Origin of the sequence: Gottfriedia endophytica, assembly GCF_017814275.1 — a bacterium.
Classification (GTDB): domain Bacteria; phylum Bacillota; class Bacilli; order Bacillales; family Bacillaceae_G; genus Gottfriedia; species Gottfriedia endophytica.
The window spans coordinates 38,845-58,872 of record NZ_JAGIYQ010000009.1; the positions used below are offsets into that span (position 1 = coordinate 38,845).

At 33.5% G+C, this 20,028-nt stretch carries 17 protein-coding genes; all 17 read right to left on the bottom strand.

Features of this window, described 5'->3' with window-relative positions:
• Nucleotides 1–213 precede the first annotated feature (213 nt).
• The 17 genes from J5Y03_RS13370 to J5Y03_RS13450 all read right to left on the bottom strand — a co-directional run bounded on the left by J5Y03_RS13370 (nucleotide 214) and on the right by J5Y03_RS13450 (nucleotide 19,973).
• Nucleotides 214–1,140: a dipeptidase gene (locus J5Y03_RS13370; RefSeq protein WP_209406512.1), complete on the bottom strand. Its 927-nt coding sequence runs from the start codon at nucleotides 1,138–1,140 to the stop codon at nucleotides 214–216.
• Between the two features lie 288 nt (nucleotides 1,141–1,428).
• Nucleotides 1,429–1,689, bottom strand: coding sequence for a stage V sporulation protein SpoVS (gene spoVS, locus J5Y03_RS13375; protein ID WP_044893696.1), 261 nt, complete (start codon nucleotides 1,687–1,689; stop codon nucleotides 1,429–1,431).
• Between the two features lie 124 nt (nucleotides 1,690–1,813).
• Complete coding sequence (locus J5Y03_RS13380) at nucleotides 1,814–2,611, bottom strand: TIGR00282 family metallophosphoesterase (protein WP_209406513.1); 798 nt, start codon at nucleotides 2,609–2,611, stop codon at nucleotides 1,814–1,816.
• Nucleotides 2,612–2,796: 185 nt separating this feature from the next.
• Nucleotides 2,797–4,362, bottom strand: coding sequence for a ribonuclease Y (gene rny, locus J5Y03_RS13385; RefSeq protein ID WP_209406514.1), 1,566 nt, complete (start codon nucleotides 4,360–4,362; stop codon nucleotides 2,797–2,799).
• Nucleotides 4,363–5,055: 693 nt separating this feature from the next.
• Nucleotides 5,056–6,096, bottom strand: a complete 1,041-nt coding sequence (gene recA, locus J5Y03_RS13390; RefSeq protein ID WP_209406515.1) for a recombinase RecA — start codon at nucleotides 6,094–6,096, stop codon at nucleotides 5,056–5,058.
• 255 nt (nucleotides 6,097–6,351) lie between these two features.
• Nucleotides 6,352–7,602 (bottom strand): competence/damage-inducible protein A, encoded by a 1,251-nt coding sequence (locus J5Y03_RS13395; protein WP_209406516.1) that lies wholly within the window; start codon nucleotides 7,600–7,602, stop codon nucleotides 6,352–6,354.
• A 22-nt stretch (nucleotides 7,603–7,624) separates the two neighbouring features.
• The gene (gene pgsA / locus J5Y03_RS13400; protein WP_209406517.1) at nucleotides 7,625–8,203 is read right to left on the bottom strand and encodes a CDP-diacylglycerol--glycerol-3-phosphate 3-phosphatidyltransferase; all 579 of its coding nucleotides are present in this window, start codon (nucleotides 8,201–8,203) and stop codon (nucleotides 7,625–7,627) included.
• An 81-nt stretch (nucleotides 8,204–8,284) separates the two neighbouring features.
• Nucleotides 8,285–9,193, bottom strand: coding sequence for a helix-turn-helix domain-containing protein (locus tag J5Y03_RS13405; protein WP_209406518.1), 909 nt, complete (start codon nucleotides 9,191–9,193; stop codon nucleotides 8,285–8,287).
• 21 nt (nucleotides 9,194–9,214) lie between these two features.
• Nucleotides 9,215–10,003 (bottom strand): DUF3388 domain-containing protein, encoded by a 789-nt coding sequence (locus tag J5Y03_RS13410; RefSeq protein ID WP_209406519.1) that lies wholly within the window; start codon nucleotides 10,001–10,003, stop codon nucleotides 9,215–9,217.
• A 116-nt stretch (nucleotides 10,004–10,119) separates the two neighbouring features.
• Nucleotides 10,120–10,851, bottom strand: a complete 732-nt coding sequence (ymfI, locus tag J5Y03_RS13415) for an elongation factor P 5-aminopentanone reductase (protein ID WP_209406520.1) — start codon at nucleotides 10,849–10,851, stop codon at nucleotides 10,120–10,122.
• 248 nt (nucleotides 10,852–11,099) lie between these two features.
• On the bottom strand, nucleotides 11,100–12,383 hold the full coding sequence (gene yfmH, locus J5Y03_RS13420) for an EF-P 5-aminopentanol modification-associated protein YfmH (RefSeq protein ID WP_209406521.1): 1,284 nt from the start codon (nucleotides 12,381–12,383) through the stop codon (nucleotides 11,100–11,102).
• Complete coding sequence (gene yfmF, locus J5Y03_RS13425) at nucleotides 12,380–13,660, bottom strand: EF-P 5-aminopentanol modification-associated protein YfmF (RefSeq protein WP_209406522.1); 1,281 nt, start codon at nucleotides 13,658–13,660, stop codon at nucleotides 12,380–12,382. Before yfmF ends, yfmH begins: the two co-directional genes overlap by 4 nt.
• A gap of 509 nt (nucleotides 13,661–14,169) precedes the next feature.
• A complete protein-coding gene (locus J5Y03_RS13430; RefSeq protein ID WP_209406523.1) occupies nucleotides 14,170–15,129 on the bottom strand; it encodes an ABC transporter permease in 960 nt (319 codons plus the stop codon).
• 4 nt (nucleotides 15,130–15,133) lie between these two features.
• Nucleotides 15,134–16,219, bottom strand: coding sequence for an ABC transporter permease (locus J5Y03_RS13435; RefSeq protein WP_209406524.1), 1,086 nt, complete (start codon nucleotides 16,217–16,219; stop codon nucleotides 15,134–15,136).
• Nucleotides 16,216–17,739: an ABC transporter ATP-binding protein gene (locus tag J5Y03_RS13440; RefSeq protein ID WP_209406525.1), complete on the bottom strand. Its 1,524-nt coding sequence runs from the start codon at nucleotides 17,737–17,739 to the stop codon at nucleotides 16,216–16,218. The genes J5Y03_RS13435 and J5Y03_RS13440 overlap by 4 nt, the downstream gene beginning before the upstream one ends.
• Nucleotides 17,740–17,989: 250 nt before the next feature.
• A complete protein-coding gene (locus tag J5Y03_RS13445; RefSeq protein ID WP_209406608.1) occupies nucleotides 17,990–19,099 on the bottom strand; it encodes a BMP family lipoprotein in 1,110 nt (369 codons plus the stop codon).
• Nucleotides 19,100–19,247: 148 nt separating this feature from the next.
• On the bottom strand, nucleotides 19,248–19,973 hold the full coding sequence (locus J5Y03_RS13450; protein WP_209406526.1) for a GntR family transcriptional regulator: 726 nt from the start codon (nucleotides 19,971–19,973) through the stop codon (nucleotides 19,248–19,250).
• Between the last annotated feature and the right edge of the window lie 55 nt (nucleotides 19,974–20,028).

Below are 20,028 nucleotides of genomic sequence, written 5' to 3' on the forward strand. Positions count from 1 at the left end.
CCTACACCCCTTTGAATGCCTTCATTCGTAGTAAATTTGATAGTGCAAATCATTCATTTTATTGTCATTTGAATGAAAGCGTCATAAGACATATCTAAAGATATGAGTTAATTCGTTTTCATTCTAGACCTATTACAAAAAAAAATCAATGTTTTTAGATGAATTCGTTCATATAATTTTCATATTTTATATTATTCAGAACAAGTTTTCAGTTTATTTAAATTCAATATACCTTGAATAATTGTTATATAGAAATCCATTTACTTGTTCTTCTGAATAATATTGTAATAGTTTTTCTGTTAAAATGTTCATTTTACTACAATCTTCAAGCCCCTCAGGTAATATATCTATACCATCAAAATCTGTACCTATTCCTATACATTTCTCACCACCAAGACTACACATATAATCAATATGACTTAAAACATCTTTAATCGTTGCTTTTCCCTTATTTACTAAAAATACAGGATAAAAATTAATACCTACTACTGCATTTCTTTTAAATAAGGCAATAAGTTGTTCGTCAGATAAATTTCTTGAATGATTACATAATTGTTTGACATTCGAATGTGTTGCTGTAGGAAACTTTGATTCTTCTAATGCTTGCCAAAAGGAATTTTCACTACAATGTGATAAATCACACCACATTTTATTTTCGTTTAAATACTGTATTACATTTCTGCCAAAAGTCGTTATTCCGCCATTGCGTTCTTCTAAAATACCGTCAGCAGCCTCATTTGCATAATTCCATGTTAATCCAACACTCCGAACTCCAAGACGATGAAGGATTTTTAAACGGTTTATATCTCCAGAGAGTGCATCACAGCCTTCCAACGTTAGAATTGCTCCGATTTCATTTGTTTTTAAACTTGTTTCATCTTGCTTTGTTAATATGGTTTTAATTTGATTTTCTTTTGTTGCTATTTTCTCATAAAATAATGTAACACTTTGAAGTGCTGCATCATATTTAATAGCTTTATGTATTTTTTCAGGTATATAAATGGCAAAGCACTGTATCTTCCCAGAACCTGCACGTAGTTTTTGTAAGGATACTTGTAACTTTTGATCGTTTTGAAAAGATATTGTTGGGTCTTCTAGTAATTTTGCTAATACATCACAATGGGCATCAAATATTTTCAAATTGAACACTTCCTTTTCAGAGTTATTATATTTTATGGCTGTTTTCTTATATTTTTTGCTATTTAATAAGATTAGTTGATTGCAACCAAGGGATTCTCACTTACCATTAAGCAAGTGTTAAACCTCCGTACTGTAATCGCTCCTACAAGGTCTTACCTTTTCCCTTGTTTCCCTATTTCCCTGTCTCGTGGAAGTCTCGCACCTTCCGCCCGAATCAACTTCTATCTTTAAAAATATTGACAAATAAAAAAACAACCTGGTTGCGAATGCAAACAGGTTGTCACTTGATTAACGAGGTTCAACGATTAACTTAATTGCTGTACGCTCTTCCCCATCAATTTGAATATCTGTAAAAGCAGGGATACAAATTAAATCTACTCCACTAGGAGCAACAAACCCCCTTGCAATTGCAACTGCCTTAACGGCTTGGTTTAATGCCCCAGCACCGATTGCTTGAATCTCTGCTGAGCCACGCTCTCTTAATACACCTGCAAGTGCTCCTGCTACAGAATTTGGATTTGATTTTGCTGAAACTTTTAAGATTTCCATTTCCTAGTTCCTCCTTGTTACTAAATAAGCTAATATTGTGTACTATAAAAACTATTCTCTCTAACAAGGAGTTATTCCTTCAAATTATTAAAAAATTTTTTAAAAATTTTTATAATTCTTTTAATTACATTAAAATCTCTTGATGATCATCATTTATTTGGATTCTTTTTATCGATTTAGCATGTCCACTTGTCTTATCTAACTCAATGATGACACCACTTAGTTGTCCTCTACCTTCATCAACTTCAAAGCGAACTGGTAGATTTGTTAAAAATCTAGTTAAGACTGCCTCTTTTGTTACACCTAATATTCCATCATAGGGCCCCGTCATTCCCACATCAGTAATGAATGCAGTTCCTTCGGGTAAAATCCGTTCATCCGCAGTTTGAACATGCGTGTGAGTTCCTACAACTGCTGTAACTCTTCCGTCTAGATACCATCCCATTGCAATTTTTTCACTAGTTGTCTCGGCATGAAAATCTACAAAGATAATTTTTGTTCTTTTCTTTGCTTCTTCTATTAACTCATCTGCTTTTCTAAACGGACAGTCAATTGCAGGTAAAAATGTACGCCCCTGCAAATTAATAACTGCTACTTCTACATCATTAAACGTTACATAAGCAATACCTTTTCCAGGTGTTCCTTCTGGATAGTTTGCAGGTCTAATTAAATATTTTGCTTCATCAATAAATTCAAATATTTCTCGTTTATCCCATGCATGGTTACCAAGTGTAATAGCTTGCGCTCCAAGTTCTAAAAATTGACGATAAATTGTTTGAGTAATTCCTTTACCATGTGCCGAATTTTCTCCATTGATAATAGTAATGGATGGATTATATTTTTTCTTTAGTGTTGATAAATGGGTTTTTACCATTTCTCTCCCATTAGAACCTACTACATCTCCAATAAATAATATTCTCATTGTTGTTACTCCTTTTCTAGTAGGAAGCTTTCTAGAAGTTTAAACCACTTATACTATTTGCAACCTATTTACTACCTTTTATTTTACCAAAAAAAATAAAGTGGTAGTCACCACTTTATTTCATTATTTATCAAATACATATTTAAGAATAAATACTGAAAAGATTATAACTAGAACTCATTAAATTATTTAGCGTACTCTACAGCACGTGTTTCACGTATAACCGTTACTTTTATATGCCCAGGATAATCTAACTCATCTTCAATTCGTTTTCGAATATCGCGAGCTAAGCGATGAGCTTGTAAGTCGTCAATTGTATCTGGTTTAACCATAATACGTACTTCACGACCTGCTTGAATCGCAAATGATTTTTCAACACCCTCGTATGACTCTGAAATTTCTTCAAGTTTTTCTAAACGTCGAATATAGTTTTCTAGTGTCTCACTTCTTGCACCAGGTCTAGCAGCTGACAATGCGTCTGCAGCAGCAACTAAAACGGCGATAATTGAAGTTGGTTCAGTGTCTCCGTGATGTGAAGCAATACTGTTAATTACAACTGGATGTTCCTTGTATTTTGTTGCAAGTTCAACACCAATTTCAACGTGGCTTCCTTCAACTTCATGATCTATTGCTTTACCAATGTCATGTAAAAGACCAGCACGTTTTGCAAGTTTTGCATCTTCACCTAGTTCAGCTGCCATTAATCCAGCTAAATTAGCTACTTCAATAGAATGCTTAAGAACATTTTGACCATAACTTGTTCTAAATCTTAGACGTCCTAAAATTTTGATTAAATCCGGATGCAAGCCATGAACTCCAACTTCGAAAGTAGTTTGTTCACCAACTTCTCTTATGTATTCATCAACTTCACGTCTAGATTTTTCAACCATTTCTTCAATTCGTGCAGGATGAATTCGTCCATCTTGAACTAATTTATCAAGAGCCATTCTTGCTGTTTCTCTTCGAATTGGATCAAAACCAGATAGAATTACTGCTTCAGGAGTATCGTCAATAATTAAATCGATTCCTGTTAACGTTTCTAACGTACGGATATTACGTCCCTCACGTCCAATAATTCTTCCTTTCATTTCATCATTTGGAAGATTTACAACTGATACTGTTGTTTCAGCAACATGGTCTGCAGCACAACGTTGAATTGCAATCGATAAAATATCTTTTGCTTTCTTATCGGCTTCTTCTTTTGCTCGTGTTTCTATTTCTTTTACTAGTAATGCGGTTTCATGGGTAAGCTCATTTTCGACTTTTGATAGAATTAATTGTCTAGCTTCTTCACGATTCAAACCTGAAATACGTTCAAGTTCTTCTTGTTGTGAAGCTATTAATCCTTTCATTTTGCTTTCCATCTCTTCAATCTGCTGTTGTTTTAAAACAAGAGAATCCTCTTTCCTTTCAAGAGCTAATTCACGTTTAGCTATTCCTTCATCTTTACGATCAAGGTTCTCTTCTTTTTGCATTAAACGATTTTCTTGTTTTTGTAATTCATTACGTCTTTCACGAATTTCGTTTTCTGCATTTGAACGAAGTTTATAAATATCGTCCTTTGCTTCTAGCAAAGCTTCTTTTTTGATCGTTTCTGATTGTCTTTTCGCTTCTTCAATTATTTGGTTTGCAGCATTAGTTGCTCCATTAATCTTAGCTTCTGCAATGGACTTTCGAACAAAGAATCCAACAACGTAACCGACTACGAATGTGGCAAGCAAAGCGAAGATGATTGTGATAATATTTCCCATGATTTCACCTCCTCTTGCTATTTAGTTAGTTTCATTTTCTGTCGGCTGATATATTGTCTAAAAATTCTTTCAACAAACAGCTCAATAATGTCTTAGTTTCATTTTTATTCAGTAATATTTTAAAAATATATACATATAAATATTAAATCTCTTACCATATGATGTCAAGTATTGTAATGGCTTACTTCGTTGATTTATCAATATTTATTACATTTTCACTATAAGAAATACAAGATTCGACATATTCACCTAAATCTTTTTCACTTTAACAGATTTAGTTAGATTTGTTGCTTTTAAGAATGCGTTAGTTGATTTCCACTCCAGGATGCTCGCTTTCCTTGGGGCGTGAGCTGAGCCTCCTCGTCGCATACGCTCCTGTGGAGTCGATCACCCTTCCGTTCCAATCAACTTCTGTCTTTTAAATTACATAACCTAAATGCAACAATCTTTAAAAAAAGAGCCTTTTGAAAAGAACCTTGTATATATGAAAGACTCTTTTAAACCACTTTTTTGATATATACCAAAATACGCTCACTTTTTTCGGAAGATCTACCAAGCCTCGGTAGTTCTTTTTTCTGCATGAATGCCTTCTATCTCTTTAATCAAACTATCAAAAAAATTATTAAAATAGAAAAGACCCATTTAAAACAAAAAAGTGAGTCTTAAAAATAAGAACTCACTTTTTTAATCAAATTATTCATCTAATAACGAGAATTCTTCATCATCTGATTCAGTAATCGTCACTGCGTTATCTAATCCATAATGAACTCGTATTGCTTCTTTAATTATTTCTCGAATATCAGTATTTTCCTTCAAGAATTGTTTTGAATTTTCGCGCCCTTGACCTAAGCGCTCTTCATTGTATGAATACCAAGCACCACTTTTTTGAACGATATCAAGATCTGAACCAATATCAAGAATTTCTCCTTCTTTTGAAATCCCTTCACCGTACATAATATCAACTTCAGCTTGTCTAAAAGGAGGCGCTACTTTATTTTTAACAACTTTTATTTTTGTTTTGTTACCAACAATATCATTACCTTGCTTTAATTGCTCTGCACGACGTACTTCTAAACGAATTGTTGAATAGAATTTTAATGCACGTCCACCTGGTGTAGTTTCAGGGTTTCCAAACATTACGCCAACTTTTTCACGAATTTGGTTAATAAAAATTGCGATTGTTTTAGATTTATTAATCGCACCAGATAGTTTACGTAGTGCTTGTGACATTAGACGAGCTTGTAAGCCCACGTGAGCGTCACCCATGTCACCTTCAATCTCAGCCTTTGGAACCAATGCTGCTACTGAGTCGATAACTAAAATATCAATTGCACCACTTCTCACTAATGCTTCAGCAATTTCAAGTGCCTGTTCACCAGTATCAGGTTGTGAAAGTAATAGTTCATCAATGTTTACACCTAATTTTTGAGCATAGACAGGATCTAGTGCGTGCTCTGCATCAATAAATGCTGCCTGTCCACCGTTTGCTTGTACTTCAGCAATTGCATGTAATGCGACTGTTGTTTTACCAGAACTCTCAGGACCATATACTTCCATAATACGTCCTCTAGGATACCCACCTACACCAAGGGCAACATCTAATGCTAATGATCCACTTGAAATCGTAGAAATTTGGCGATCTGTTTGTTCACCAAGTTTCATAATTGATCCTTTACCAAATTGCTTTTCTATTTGCTTCAATGCCATTTCTAATGCAGCTTGACGATCACTCATTTATTTCTCCTCCTTAATACTTTCATTTCTCTTAAATCTATCTTAACTGTTTTTTTTCTTTTTGCCAAGAAAAAAATAGAACATCTATTCGATTTTTTGGCGAAATAAAATTAATTTTTAAAGAATAGAAACATTCGTTTCTTATTTTTAAGTTTAAAAATTGAATTTTAACTCATAATAAACTGCCAAAATAGCAAAAAACTCGGTCCATAACCGAGCTTTTTATATAACTATTCTACTGTTTTCATTCTAAAATTATAAGTCTTGACATTCTTTTAGTAGTTTTACAAGTAAATTTGTAGCATGTTTTACTGAAGATAAACGAATTTGTTCTCTTGTTCCACTCAACTGTAATTCTTTCACAATTGCTTCTTGCTCTCCAATCTTAATACCAATAAACACCTTTCCTACTGGTACTTGTTCTGAAGCCTCCGGTCCCGCTTCTCCTGTAAAGCTAACTCCAATTGAAGAATTACATAGTTTTTGTACATTTTCAGCAAGCGCTTTTGCACATTCAAAGCTGACTGCACCTTTGGTATCTAACAGTTCATTTGAAACACCTAGTATATTTGCTTTAATCTCATTTTGATAACAAACAATACTCCCCTTAAAGATTGAAGAAACACCTGGAATATCAGTAATACGCTTACTAAATAGTCCACCAGTTAGACTTTCTGCCGCTGCAATAGTCATATTTTTTTCATTCAATAGTTTAACGAGTACCGTAAATAAATTGTCACCGTTTGTACTATAAATATATTGTCCAACTCGTTCATTAATTTTCATTTCAGTTTCATGTATTAGTTGATTCGCTTCTTCTTTATCCTTAGCACTAGCTGTTAAACGAAGCATTACTTCTCCTTCACTTGCAAGAGGAGCAATTGTTGGATTTGATTGATTTTCAAGTAAATCTAAAACTTTTGTTTCAAGAATTGATTCGCCAATTCCAAAAAACTTCAATTCCTTTGAAACGATCGTTGTTTGATCTGATCCACTTAACAGATATGGTAAAACTAACTGTTCGAACATTGGTATCATTTCTTTTGGCGGACCTGGTAATAGAATAAATTGTTTATCATTATAAGATACACACATTCCAGGTGCCATTCCATTATGATTTTCAAAAACAATACTATCCTCAATTACAAGGGCTTGTTTTTTATTATTTTCAGTCATTTCTCGGTTAACTCTTTTGAAGTAAGCCTCAATTGAATCTAATGATTTTTGATGCATAATTAAAGACTTCCCAAGGAATTCGGCAACAACTTCCTTTGTTAAATCGTCTTTAGTTGGCCCAAGACCTCCAGTTAATATAATAAGATCACAACGACTTGAAGCGACTTCGAGTGTGTTTCGTAATCTGAGTGAATTATCTCCTACAACAGTCTGAAAATGATGAGATATTCCAATTGTTGAAAGTTGTTTTGCAATAAATTGTGCATTAGTATTGACAATTTGTCCAAGAAGCAACTCTGACCCAACAGCAATAATTTCTGCTCTCTTCAACCTAATCCCCTCCAGAAATTCATTACATAGATTTTAACAGAATCTCTCTATTTTTATAGAAATAATCCCATCCGGAATAAACTGTAAAAAACAATGCAACCCAAAGCGCTACATCTGCAATTGAAAAAGGTAAGAAGTTTAACGGAAAGTCATGAAGTAAATAAGCTGAAATCGCAACGATTTGTGCCCACATCTTAATTTTACCTAACATAGCTGCCGCATGAACTTCACCACTGCCCGCAAGAATCATTCGAAGACCAGTTACAGCAAACTCTCTACTAATTATGACGATTGTGATCCAAGCTGGAACATACTTTAAATCTGTCAAAATAATTAATGCTGATGAAACTAACAATTTATCGGCTAATGGATCCAAAAATTTACCAAAGTTTGTAACAAGATTATATTTACGCGCATAGTGACCATCGATAAAGTCTGTAATTGATGCAATTATAAAAATAATAGCACCAATAATATGCGCAACAGGTATGCTCTCTCCAATTAATGTTAGATTACCCCATCCAAAATCAACTAACATAACAATGATGAACAAAGGTATTAAACATACCCTTGAAACTGTAATTTTGTTAGGTAAATTCATATAAAAAACCTCCAACACTCTCTAGAAAATGATTACTTTTATCACTAAACAAGAAAAGTCATCATAAAGATGACTATTCAATTATTTTACATTTTTAATTGTAATATATTGATGAGCTAATTTTGAAGATAACTGTAACACTTCATCATTAACTTTTATTTCAACATTTTGTGTAGCACCAACATTTAATATCACTTCATTTTCATTTGTGAAATCAAAAGACTGAGTTTGTCCATCATTTACATTACTAGCGAAAAAGCTTTTACCAAGTTCATTCTTGATTCCAAGATAACTAGCTCCACCTTTTGCAGTAATATCAACTTTTAATGCTTGATTCTTACTCACTTCAATCGTTGTTCTCTTTCTAGTTGAAGAAGCAACTGTTAAAACCTGTTGTGAAGGTGTTGTTGGTGCTGGTTGAACATTTTGTTGTGTCTGAGCACCAGTAGTTTGTTGATTATTTTTTTGCCCGGTATTTTTTGCCTGTTGATCTAGTGGATTGTTTTTTGGCTTCTCTATTACTGGATTAGAGCTTTGTGATGGATTATTTTTAACACTCTTACCACTATTATTAGGAATAATCACCCAAAGAAGAGCGATAATCCCAATAACTAATACACCTATTAAAATTCTAGGTAAATAATCCATCATTGGAGATGATTTTACATTTATCGGTTCTCTAGTTTTAGTAGAACGACTTGGTATTTCTTCTTTAATTGGTTTAATTGGTTCGCTTTCTTCTTTTTCAACGATTTCTTGGCTAACCGCTGTGTTATTTGATTCAACAATCTCCGAAGTATCTACTCCAACAGCTTCAGCATATTGGCGTATAAAAGCTTTAACATAGAATTGCCCAGGAAGAATTCGGTAATTTCCTTCTTCAATTGCTTCTAAATAACGCTTTTGAATTTTCGTTAATTCTTGGATATCATCAATTGATAATCCTTTTGCTACTCTTGCCTCACGTAAGACTTTTCCAATTTCCGTCACTTTAAAACACCCCAGCCTAAGTTAAAAATCGAACTGTTTAAATGGATTATTATTCAAATCCATTTGATCGTTCATTTCATATTTTATTATTTCATTATCATCGTTTCTCAGCTCAATTATGTAATCAAAATCGTCTATTTTATATTCTGTCTGCCTGACAAATATATCTGGATGTTCAATTACTTTTACAGAAGGTAATGCCATAATTTCTCGAACTAATTGCCAATGTTGTTCATTCGCTTTTCGATGAGAAAGTATTCCGTCTATAATAAACACATTGTCACTGCTATACTCATCTTTAATCAATTGGTTTCTTAACGTTTGTTTAATAAGTGTTGAAGAAACAAAAAGCCACTTTTTATTTGCACAAACACTTGAAGCAACAATCGATTCTGTTTTCCCAACACGAGGCATCCCTCTAATACCAATTAATTTATGACCAGGCTGTTTAAATAACTCTGCCATAAAATCAACTAATATTCCTAATTCATCTCGTACAAATCGAAATGTCTTTTTATCATCTTCATCTCGTTGAATATATCTTCCATGTCTTACCGCTAATAAATCGCGTAAAGTTGGTTTTCTAAATTTTACTACTGTTATATTATCCATTGTCTGTAAAATTGATGCAAGTCTATTAGCTTGGTCATCACGTTCACAACCTAATAGCATACCGCGTTTCATTGTATCTACGCCATTAATTGTCATTATATTAATCCCAAGCATCCCAATGAGAGAGGAAATATCTCCTAAAAGGCCTGGTCTATTTTTTTGTATCTCATATTCAAAGTACCATTCATTTAATTGCATGCAAGTCCCTCCAATAAACGGTTACTTTTTTACCTAGTTACTATAATATACGATTTTTCCATCTGAGAAAAGGTAAAATATGAGTAATATCAAACTTTCTACCCTTTTTTTCCGAATTATGATGTATGCCATCCTCCATTTACACCTAAAATTTGCCCTGTTATATATGATGAATGGTCTGATAGAAGAAACGAGACTGTATTTGCAACTTCATTTGGAGTGCCTAATCTTCCAATTGGAATATCATCTGACAAAGCTTTTCGATCCTCGTCACTAAAATAATCCAACATTTTCGTTTCAATCGCTCCAGGAGCAACTGCGTTTACTCGAATATTGCTTGGTGCAACTTCCTTTGCTAATGCCATCACATATGCATTTTGAGCACCTTTTGTCGTTGAATACAATACTTCACAAGATGCACCGATTTGCCCCCATATCGACGAAATAACGACAATATTTCCTTCTTTTCTTCTCACCATTTCTGGAAGGTAATAATTATTCAATTGAATTAAACTTTTAATATGTAATTGTGTCATTTGATCTATTTGTTCAATTGTTAAATCAGTCACTAAACCAACTGTCGATTGGCCAGAAACATATACAACTGAGTTTATGTTAGCATCGATTTGAGATACTAAATCAGTCACACCATTTTGAAGAGATAAATCCGCTTGAACAATTTGGCACTTTCTCTTTGTATCGTTTTCGATTTTTGTTTGTAATTTCCGGGTTGCCTCTTTATTCTTATGATAGTGTAAAATTACATGATAGCCATCCTTAGAAATCTTTTCAGCAATTGCAGCACCAATTTCTCCACTAGCTCCTATAATCAGGGCATATTTTTCCATTTGTTACACTCCCCTTAATAAAGGCTCTGTAAAATAGATTGTTGATATTCAATAAAATCCACTTGCTATTCGCAGACGAACCACCGGGCCTCCTCGCTCGCACTCAGCTTCAGGGTCTCGGCTATCTCGTTTTCCGGTGGAGTCTCGAGGGATTTCATCTCAAAACTCATTTCTATTAATAATAAACAATAAACTTTAACATAGCCTTAATAAAAAGACATCCTAACAAGATAGGATGCCTACAACTTTTAATGAGGAAGTACTAAACATTCACTAAAATATTCCTCATCCACTAATTTATTAATTGTCGTTTGAATATCCTCTACAGAAATCAATTCTAACACATTTACAATGTCAAATAAATTCATATCTAAAAATGCATATCGTGTAAATTGATTTGCTATATATTCTGGAGAATTTAAAGAACGTAGGAAACCTCCAATTTTTTTCTTAATGACTCTTTCTAAAATCTCTTGTTGAAACTTGATCGTTTTCGCTTCAATTAAGATTTCCTTTATTTTTGAAGTGAGCTTTTCAGGTTCTCTAGAATCCCCACCAATTACAGCAAACGCAAACCCATTCTCAGCAGAATAATCATACGAAAACGTATCATCAATTAACCCACTTTGATACATATCTTGATAATAATCAGACCCTTTCCCAAATAAGTAGTCTAGAAGGACTGAAACCGTTAATTCATGCTTTAATAAGTCCTGACCATTTTTAGGAGCATCAAAGTCTTTAATACCTACTAATACCTTTGACGACTGAACATTCATATGAAGAACTTTTTTCTTTTCAGCTACATTCTTTGTTTCTTCAGGATAGAAGCGTTCGATCTTATTCGCTTCTTTAAATGTTTTCTTTTCTTGATTCTCTCTAATTAATTGCATCGTTTTTTCTACATCAACTGGACCTACAACAAAGAATAGCATATTACTTGGATGGTAAAATGTTTCGTAACATGTATATAAAAGTTCTTTTGTAATAGGTGCAATCGATTCAACTGTTCCAGCAATATCTGTTCTTACTGGATGTTTTCCGTACATTGAACCAATAATCCCAAAGTATTGTCTCCAATCTGGATTATCATCATACATTTTTATCTCTTGGCCAATAATCCCTTTTTCTTTCTCAACACTTTTATCTGAAAAATAAGGGTCTTGGACAAAGTCTAATAGTGTTAATAAATTTTGTTCTACATTATTTGTCGCAGAAAAAAGGTATGCTGTTCGAGTGAAGCTCGTAAAAGCATTTGAAGACGCACCTTGCTTACTAAACACTTGAAAAACATCACCATCTTCTTTTTCAAAAAGCTTATGCTCAAGAAAATGAGCAATTCCATCAGGAACAACTAATTTCTCATCCTTGCCGATTGGAACAAATTCAGAATCAATTGATCCATATTTTGTTGTAAATGTTGCATATGTTTTGTTGTAACCTTTTTTAGGGAGAATGTATACTTTTAATCCATTACTAAGTTCTTCAAAATAAAGAGTTTCATTTAGCTGTTCAAAATTAGTTTGTTTCATTTTACTCCCTCCTCACCTTTTAAGAAATAAGTTGTATGCAATGCTATTTTCTTTGAAACTTCAATGATTTCATCACGAGTAACTTTTTCAATTTCAGTAATCCATTGTTCTATTGGACGATTATTTCCTCCAGAGTGATCATTAAACAGTGTCTCAATAATCCCGTAAGCTGTATCCATACCCTCTAATAGACTATTTTTTATCGATAATTTCGTTTGATCTATTTCATCATCAGTAAAATTCCCTTTACGCATTTCTTCTAACTGTTCAGTAATAATGGTAGTTGCCTTCTCATAATTTTCACTCGCAATACCAGACATAACCATTAATAACCCTTTATGACTTTCAAAACGTGAAGCTGCGTAGTATGCTAAGCTATTTTTTTCACGCACATTAATAAATAATTTTGAATGAGAAAAACCTCCAAATAATCCATTAAAAACCTGCAGAGCAAAGTAGTCAGCATCTTTATTCGAAATTCCAGTAGTATATCCAATATGTAACTTTGCTTGATTTAATTTTTGTTCCTCAATCACTTCATTCGGTGAGGAAACTGCTACTGCTTTTTTTGTGTCAACTCGAAAATCGCTTGAGGTATTAGTAACAAAATTTGATTGAATTAAATCTTTACATTGTTCTTCAGAAACATCACCAACAATATATAAGTCAATCATGTCTTCTTTCAAAGCTTTTTGATAATATTCATATAAATTTTCTGAGGAAATATTATTTATTTCGTTCAATATCCCATTTGGAAGAAGCTCATATGATTCTCCTTTAAACATTTCTTCGATCAGCCTTTGATTGGCATATTTTAACTTATCATCGTTTAAGGCTTTAATCCGCTCTGCTTGAACTCGTTTTTGAGTATCAACATTTCGAGTAGAGAATACTCCGTTCTCTAAATAAGGCTTCTGCCAAATCTCAGCTAATAAACTTAAACCTTCATCTAATAAAGTGCTTTGATTCGTTAAATACTTTTCATTTGCAATATCAATGATAAACGACATGACATGGTAATCACCTTTTTTTGCGACATCAACAAAAAAAGTTGCTCCATACAATTCCTCTAATTTTCTCCGAACATCACCATTTGTTGGATAGGTTGACGTACCACTTTGTAAAACATATGGTAAAAGCCCTCTATAGGTTACCGTTTCTTTATTTAAAGGACCTCTAACCTTTAATGTAATTGTATTTGTCTTAAATTTTTCAGTAGGAATGACATGAACATTTATTCCATTACACGTAAAATTCTTATAATCAAGTAATTTCACTGTTTTACCTCCATATTAAACTGACTTTATTTAATAGTATTTCCATTATTTACATTGTATCTCTAATTTTTTCAAAAAGAAATCTAACTGCCTTCTAGTTTACCCTAAAACGATAACAACTTACTGAAGTTGATAAAATACGAATAAATTTTGGCTATTTTCGTGCACATTGTTGCTATTTTAAAATGCCTTAGTTGATTACAACTCCAGGTTGATCGCTTTCCGTGGGGCGTGAGCTGAGCCTCCTCGTCACTTTCGCTCCTGAGGGGTCTCAGCCTTCCCGCTATTCCCACAGGAGTCTCGCACCTTCCGCCCGAATCAACTTCTGCCTTAAAGTTACAAAGCCCAAAAGCAACAATCTTATAAAAAAGCTCCTGCTAATAATAGCAGCACTACGGGGCATGAAAATATCCAATTTCGCTTTATTTTCAAGTATCCTTATTAATTACTTTAATAGTGCTTATATAAAAAAAGAAGCTTCCACTATAAATGGAAGCTCCGCACATAATTTAACGTTTACCTTTTTCATAAGGCACACCAACTGATTTTGGTGCTTGAGATGATTTTGAAAAAATAACTAATGCGATTAAAGTAACCACATAAGGGAAAATTTTTAAAACAAGTTGTGGAATAGCTGCAAAACTCGGAACAACTTGAGCCACATTTGTAATTGTTGTAGCAACTCCAAAGAATAATGATGCTGCAAGTATGCCAAGTGGTTTCCACTGTCCAAAAATAAGTGCAGCAATTGCTAAGAAACCTAATCCTGCAACACTACCAGAAAATTCTCCAGAATAAGTAACTAAAATAATCGCTCCGCCTAATCCAGAAAATGCACCAGATATCATTACGCCAATATAACGAATACGGTATACATTGATACCAGCTGCATCAGCTGCTTGTGGATATTCACCACATGCACGAAGACGTAATCCAAATCTTGTTTTATAAAGTACAAATATACTAATTACTAAAATTGATAGTACTAGCCATGTTGTCGAATACGCATTTTTAAAGAATAAACTACCGATAAGCGGAATATGGCTCAGATTTAGACCTAGAATATCTACATCCCCACGACTCATGCCAGTAATACGAATATTACCAGATCCTGTAATATTTCTTGCTAAGAAAACTGTTAATGCACCTGCAATCATATTGATGGCAATACCACTAATAACTTGGTCAGCATTTAAATTAATACTAGCGAATGCATGCAGTAAAGAGAATAGTGCTCCAGCAAGCATTGCAATTAGAAGACCAACCCATATCACCCATGATGCATTTGGATAAGATTGTTGTAATTTAGAAATCGATAGCGCCGAGGCAAAGCCTCCTACAACCATCAATCCTTCTAAACCGATATTAACAACACCACTTCGTTCAGAAAATAAACCACCTAATGCTACGATTAATAAAGGAATTGTATATGCAATTGCATACGGGAAAATTTGTATAATTAAATCCATCGCGTTATTCCACCTTCTCTCCAACATTGACATTGCTGTTTAAAATTTCTTTTTTATACTTCCTTGATGTTGTAAGTTTATTAATAACTTTACGTATTAATAGACTAGTAGCCGAGAAATAAATAATAATCGCAATGATAACATCAGAAATTTCTGGCGGAATACTTGTCATCGCACTCATAAAACCTTTTCCTGTGGATAACATTCCAAAGAAAATCGCTGAAAAGAAAACACCTATTGGCGTATTCATACCTAATAAAGCAACTGCAATTCCATCAAATCCTTGTGTTGGTAATACACCAATTTGAATCAAGGAAGAATTTCCTGCATATTGAACAACTCCGGCAAGACCAGCAAGGCCGCCTGATATCATCATTGATAAAATAACATTTCGATTTACAGAAATACCTGCATATTCCGCTGCACTACGATTATGTCCTACTGCTTTTAATTCATATCCTAATACAGTTCTTTTAATAATAAACGAAATGACAATTACCATTATTATTGCTATCACTATACCAAAATTGATAAATGATCCAGAAAATAAATCAGATAAAAAAGGAATTTTCAATGTTGCAGAATCTGCTAACATACGAGACTCTGTTTCTGTATCTCCTTTAAAATGGTTTTTAACTAAGTAGTATACCATCCAATAAGCAATCCAGTTCATCATGATCGTAGAAACAACCTCATGAACATTGAACTTTGCTTTTAATAAGCCAGGAATAAATGCCCAAATTGCACCAGCAACCATAGCAACAACTACCATAAACGGTACTAATAATAATGAAGGAAGGTGTACTGTTAAGCCGATAGCTAATGCACAAAAACCACCTATTAGCATTTGTCCTGCTGCACCAATATTAAATAAGCCTGTTCTAAAAGCGAATGCAACAGAAAGTCCTGTAAGAATTAATGGTGTAGCTGTGGCTAATGTATTCCCTATTCTTTCAGTATCTTTTAGTCCACCTTGAAATAAGTAAGTAAATCCTTCTACTGGATCATTCCCAGTAGCCATAATCAGTATTGCTCCAGCAATTAATCCTAATAAAACGGCAATTAAAGAAATTATTCCTCCCTTTTTCATGCCCCTTCACCTCTCTTTATACCTGCCATCATTAAACCTAGTTCATCTTCATTCGTGTCTTTTGCATTTACAATGTCAATAATCTCACCAGCATTTACAATTGCAATTCGGTCAGAAAGGTTTAATACTTCATCAAGCTCTAATGAAATAAGTAAAACGGCTTTTCCACTATCTCTTTGTTCAACTAGTCTCTTATGAATGTATTCGATTGATCCTACATCTAAACCACGTGTAGGCTGACAAGCAATTAATAATTCCGGGTTGTTTTCAATCTCACGTCCAATGATTGCTTTTTGCTGATTTCCACCGGACATTGATTCTACAACTGTTTTAGCTCCTTCACCCGAACGGACATCAAATTCTTCAATAATCTTTTTAGCGTGCTTTGCAATCGCATCTTTATCTAATAAACCAAATTTTGAAAATGGTTTTTGATTATAAACTTCTAAAACACAATTTTCTTCAATTGTGTACTCTAAGACTAATCCTCTTTTTTGTCTGTCCTCAGGAATATGTGCAATACCACTTCTAATTCGGTCACGAATACTATGTTTACAAATGTCCATTCCTTTTAATAAGATACTGCCTTCTTCAATACTTCTAAGTCCAGTAATTGCCTCAACAAGTTCGGATTGTCCGTTACCTTCTACCCCTGCAATACCGACGATTTCACCAGCACGAACTTGTAGAGAAGCATTTTTTAATCCTAAAACTTTTTTATTGTTTTTAACACTTAAATTGCTAACTTCAAGTACCACTTCACCAGGATTACTTTCGGTTTTTTCAACTTTAAAGTTAACTTGGCGACCTACCATCATTGACGCCATCTCTGCTTCTGAAGTATTCTTTACGTCGACTGTGCCAATGTATTTACCGCGACGAATAACTGTACAACGATCTGCAACAGCTTTAATTTCTTTTAATTTATGGGTAATGATGATAATTGATTTACCTTCATTAATTAAATTCTTAATAATTTTCATTAATTCTTGAATTTCTTGAGGTGTTAGAACAGCTGTTGGCTCATCTAGAATCACTACTTCTGCATTACGATATAGGGTTTTCAGAATCTCTACCCTTTGTTGCATACCAACAGAAATATCTTCAATTTTTGCATATGGATCTACGTTTAATCCATATGTTTTTGATAACTCTTCAATTTTCTTAGCCGCAGATTTCACATCAACAACGAAACCTTTTTTTGGTTCTAATCCCAAAATAATATTTTCAGTTACTGTGAAATTAGAAACTAATTTAAAATGTTGATGTACCATCCCAATCCCTAACGAGTTGGCAACATTTGGATTTCCTATTGTAACTTCATTACCTCGTACTTTTATTGAACCTTTTTCAGGTGTATACATACCAAATAGGACTGACATTAAGGTTGATTTTCCTGCTCCATTTTCCCCTAATAAAGCATGAACTTCACCTTTTTTTAAGCGTAGTGTAATATCGTCATTCGCAATTATGCCTGGAAACTCTTTTGTAATATTTAACATTTCCACTACATATTCCATAATTTTCCCCCTTATATGACTAAATCAAAAATTTCTCCTCTATCGTTTTAATTGATTTAGATTTTTTCAGCTTGATAAAATATTAATTTCTAGGGATGGGTTTAAAACAACCGCTATTCATGCCCTAATCATCAATAAACTCGTAAAAAAGAGCTTATGGTTGATTAATGCATGAAGATAAAAAGATAATGTGAAGAAGCATAAAATAATATGCTTCTTCAGAAATAAGTACATTTTATAAGGATAAAGATTACTTAATTAAATTTCCTCTTACGTTGCTAACTTTGATTTCACCTGATTTAATTTTGTTGAAAACATCATCAATTTTGCTAGTGATATCACTATCTAAGTTTGGATTTTCTTTAGGAAGACCAACACCGTCATTTTTAGCATCATAAATTAAAGTTTGTCCACCTGGGAATTTTCCATCTTTCTCATCTTTAATCATATCAGCAGCTGATTTTGCCACACCTTTTGTAGCAGAAGTTAAGATCGTTGATTTGTTGCCATCATATTTTCCTTCGTCATATTGGTCAACGTCAACACCAATAATCCATGCTTCTTTACCAGCTTTTGCACGTGCTTTTGATTCGTTAATTGCTCCAACACCAACACCGCCAGCAGCACAGAAAATTGCTCTTACACCATGGTCGTACATTGAAGCCGCAATTTGTTGACCAGCTGCAACATCCTTAAATGTACCTTGATATATTACATTTTCTTTTTTAATTGAAATTTTAGTTCCGTAGTTATCATTTGCATATTTTACACCTTGTTGGAATCCCCAGTTGTATTTTTGAACTGGTGGAATTTCCATTCCTCCAATAAATCCAACATCACCTGTTTTTAATTTCAATGCTGTCGCAACACCTGCTAAGTAACCAGCTTCTTGCTCTGCATAGAAAATTGATACAGTATTCTTTTTCACATTAGGTGTAAAGTCCTTATCATCCTTATGAGGAGCTCCATCAATAATTACAAACTTATCATTTGGGTATTTATCTTGCGCTTTATAAATAGCAGTTTCAAATTTAAATCCAGGTGTAACAATAAATTTATAATCAGCATCGTTTAAGTTACCGATTTCTGATAAATATTCAGCCTCAGATTCCCCACTTGGCTTTAAGTATTTAGTATCTGTATTTGCATCCCATTTTAATTCTTTTGCAGCTGCTTGGATTCCTTCCCAAGTACCTTGGTTAAATGATTTATCATCAATTGTTCCAGAATCTGTTACCATCCCTACTTTAAATCCTGCTTTTGAATTTGAATCACTTTTGTTTCCAGAATCTTTACCACATGCACCTAAAATAGTACCTGCAGCAAGAGCCATAGATAACACTAACCCCGCTTTTTTCATCTTCATTTGAGCTTTTCCCCCTGTTTTTTTATTTACTTTGTTACTAGTTTGGTATATAATCGCTTTTTAACGATCCACCTCCCTAATAGGAATTTTTTCAAAATAATTCAATAAACTAATAATTCACTAATTAGAATGCGCTTACAAACTAAAAGCGCTTTCTAAACACATTAAAGCTAAACTGGTCAGATCGAAAATAATTAAATGAATGCATTAACGGTCGATCAAGTTCATCATAATGTAATTGTTCAATTAACAGTAATGCTACTTCAGGTTCACATTGTAGTAATGGAGAAACTTTATCATGGTAACCAATTGGTTCGATTCTTGCATTTGAATACATGATATTTCTTCCAGTTTCATTTTTTATGTAATTGAAAAACGATACATCTTCAAAAGAAGGTACTTGCTTAAAATAAGTTGAAGGCATTTTATCAACACAATATACAACAGGCTCACCGTTGGCAGTTCGAATTCGTTCAATTACATAGATTTTGTCATTTTCAGTAATTGAGAAATTTTCTAAATCCTCTTTTGAAGGTGACTGTACCTTTGAAGAAAGAAAAATTGTTCCTGGAGACTTTCCAGCTTCTTCAATCATTTCTGATACACTACTAAGTTGTTCAATCCCTGTCCGAAATACAGGTTTAGGCTTTATAAACGTACCTACACCATGCTTTCTAACTAATACACTCTCTTCTTCTAGTACTCTTAGAGCCTCTCGTAATGTAGCCCTACTTACCCCAAAAATCTTAGATAACTCATACTCTGATGGAAGTTTATGATGCGGTAAATATATTCCGTTTTCTATATCTTGTTTAATTCGTTCCATCACCTGGAGATAGAGTAATCTTGAATCAGTTTTTATCTTCACGGTGTATCCCCCAAACTACAGATTTCAGACAACTGTTGTTAGACATCAGTCGTAT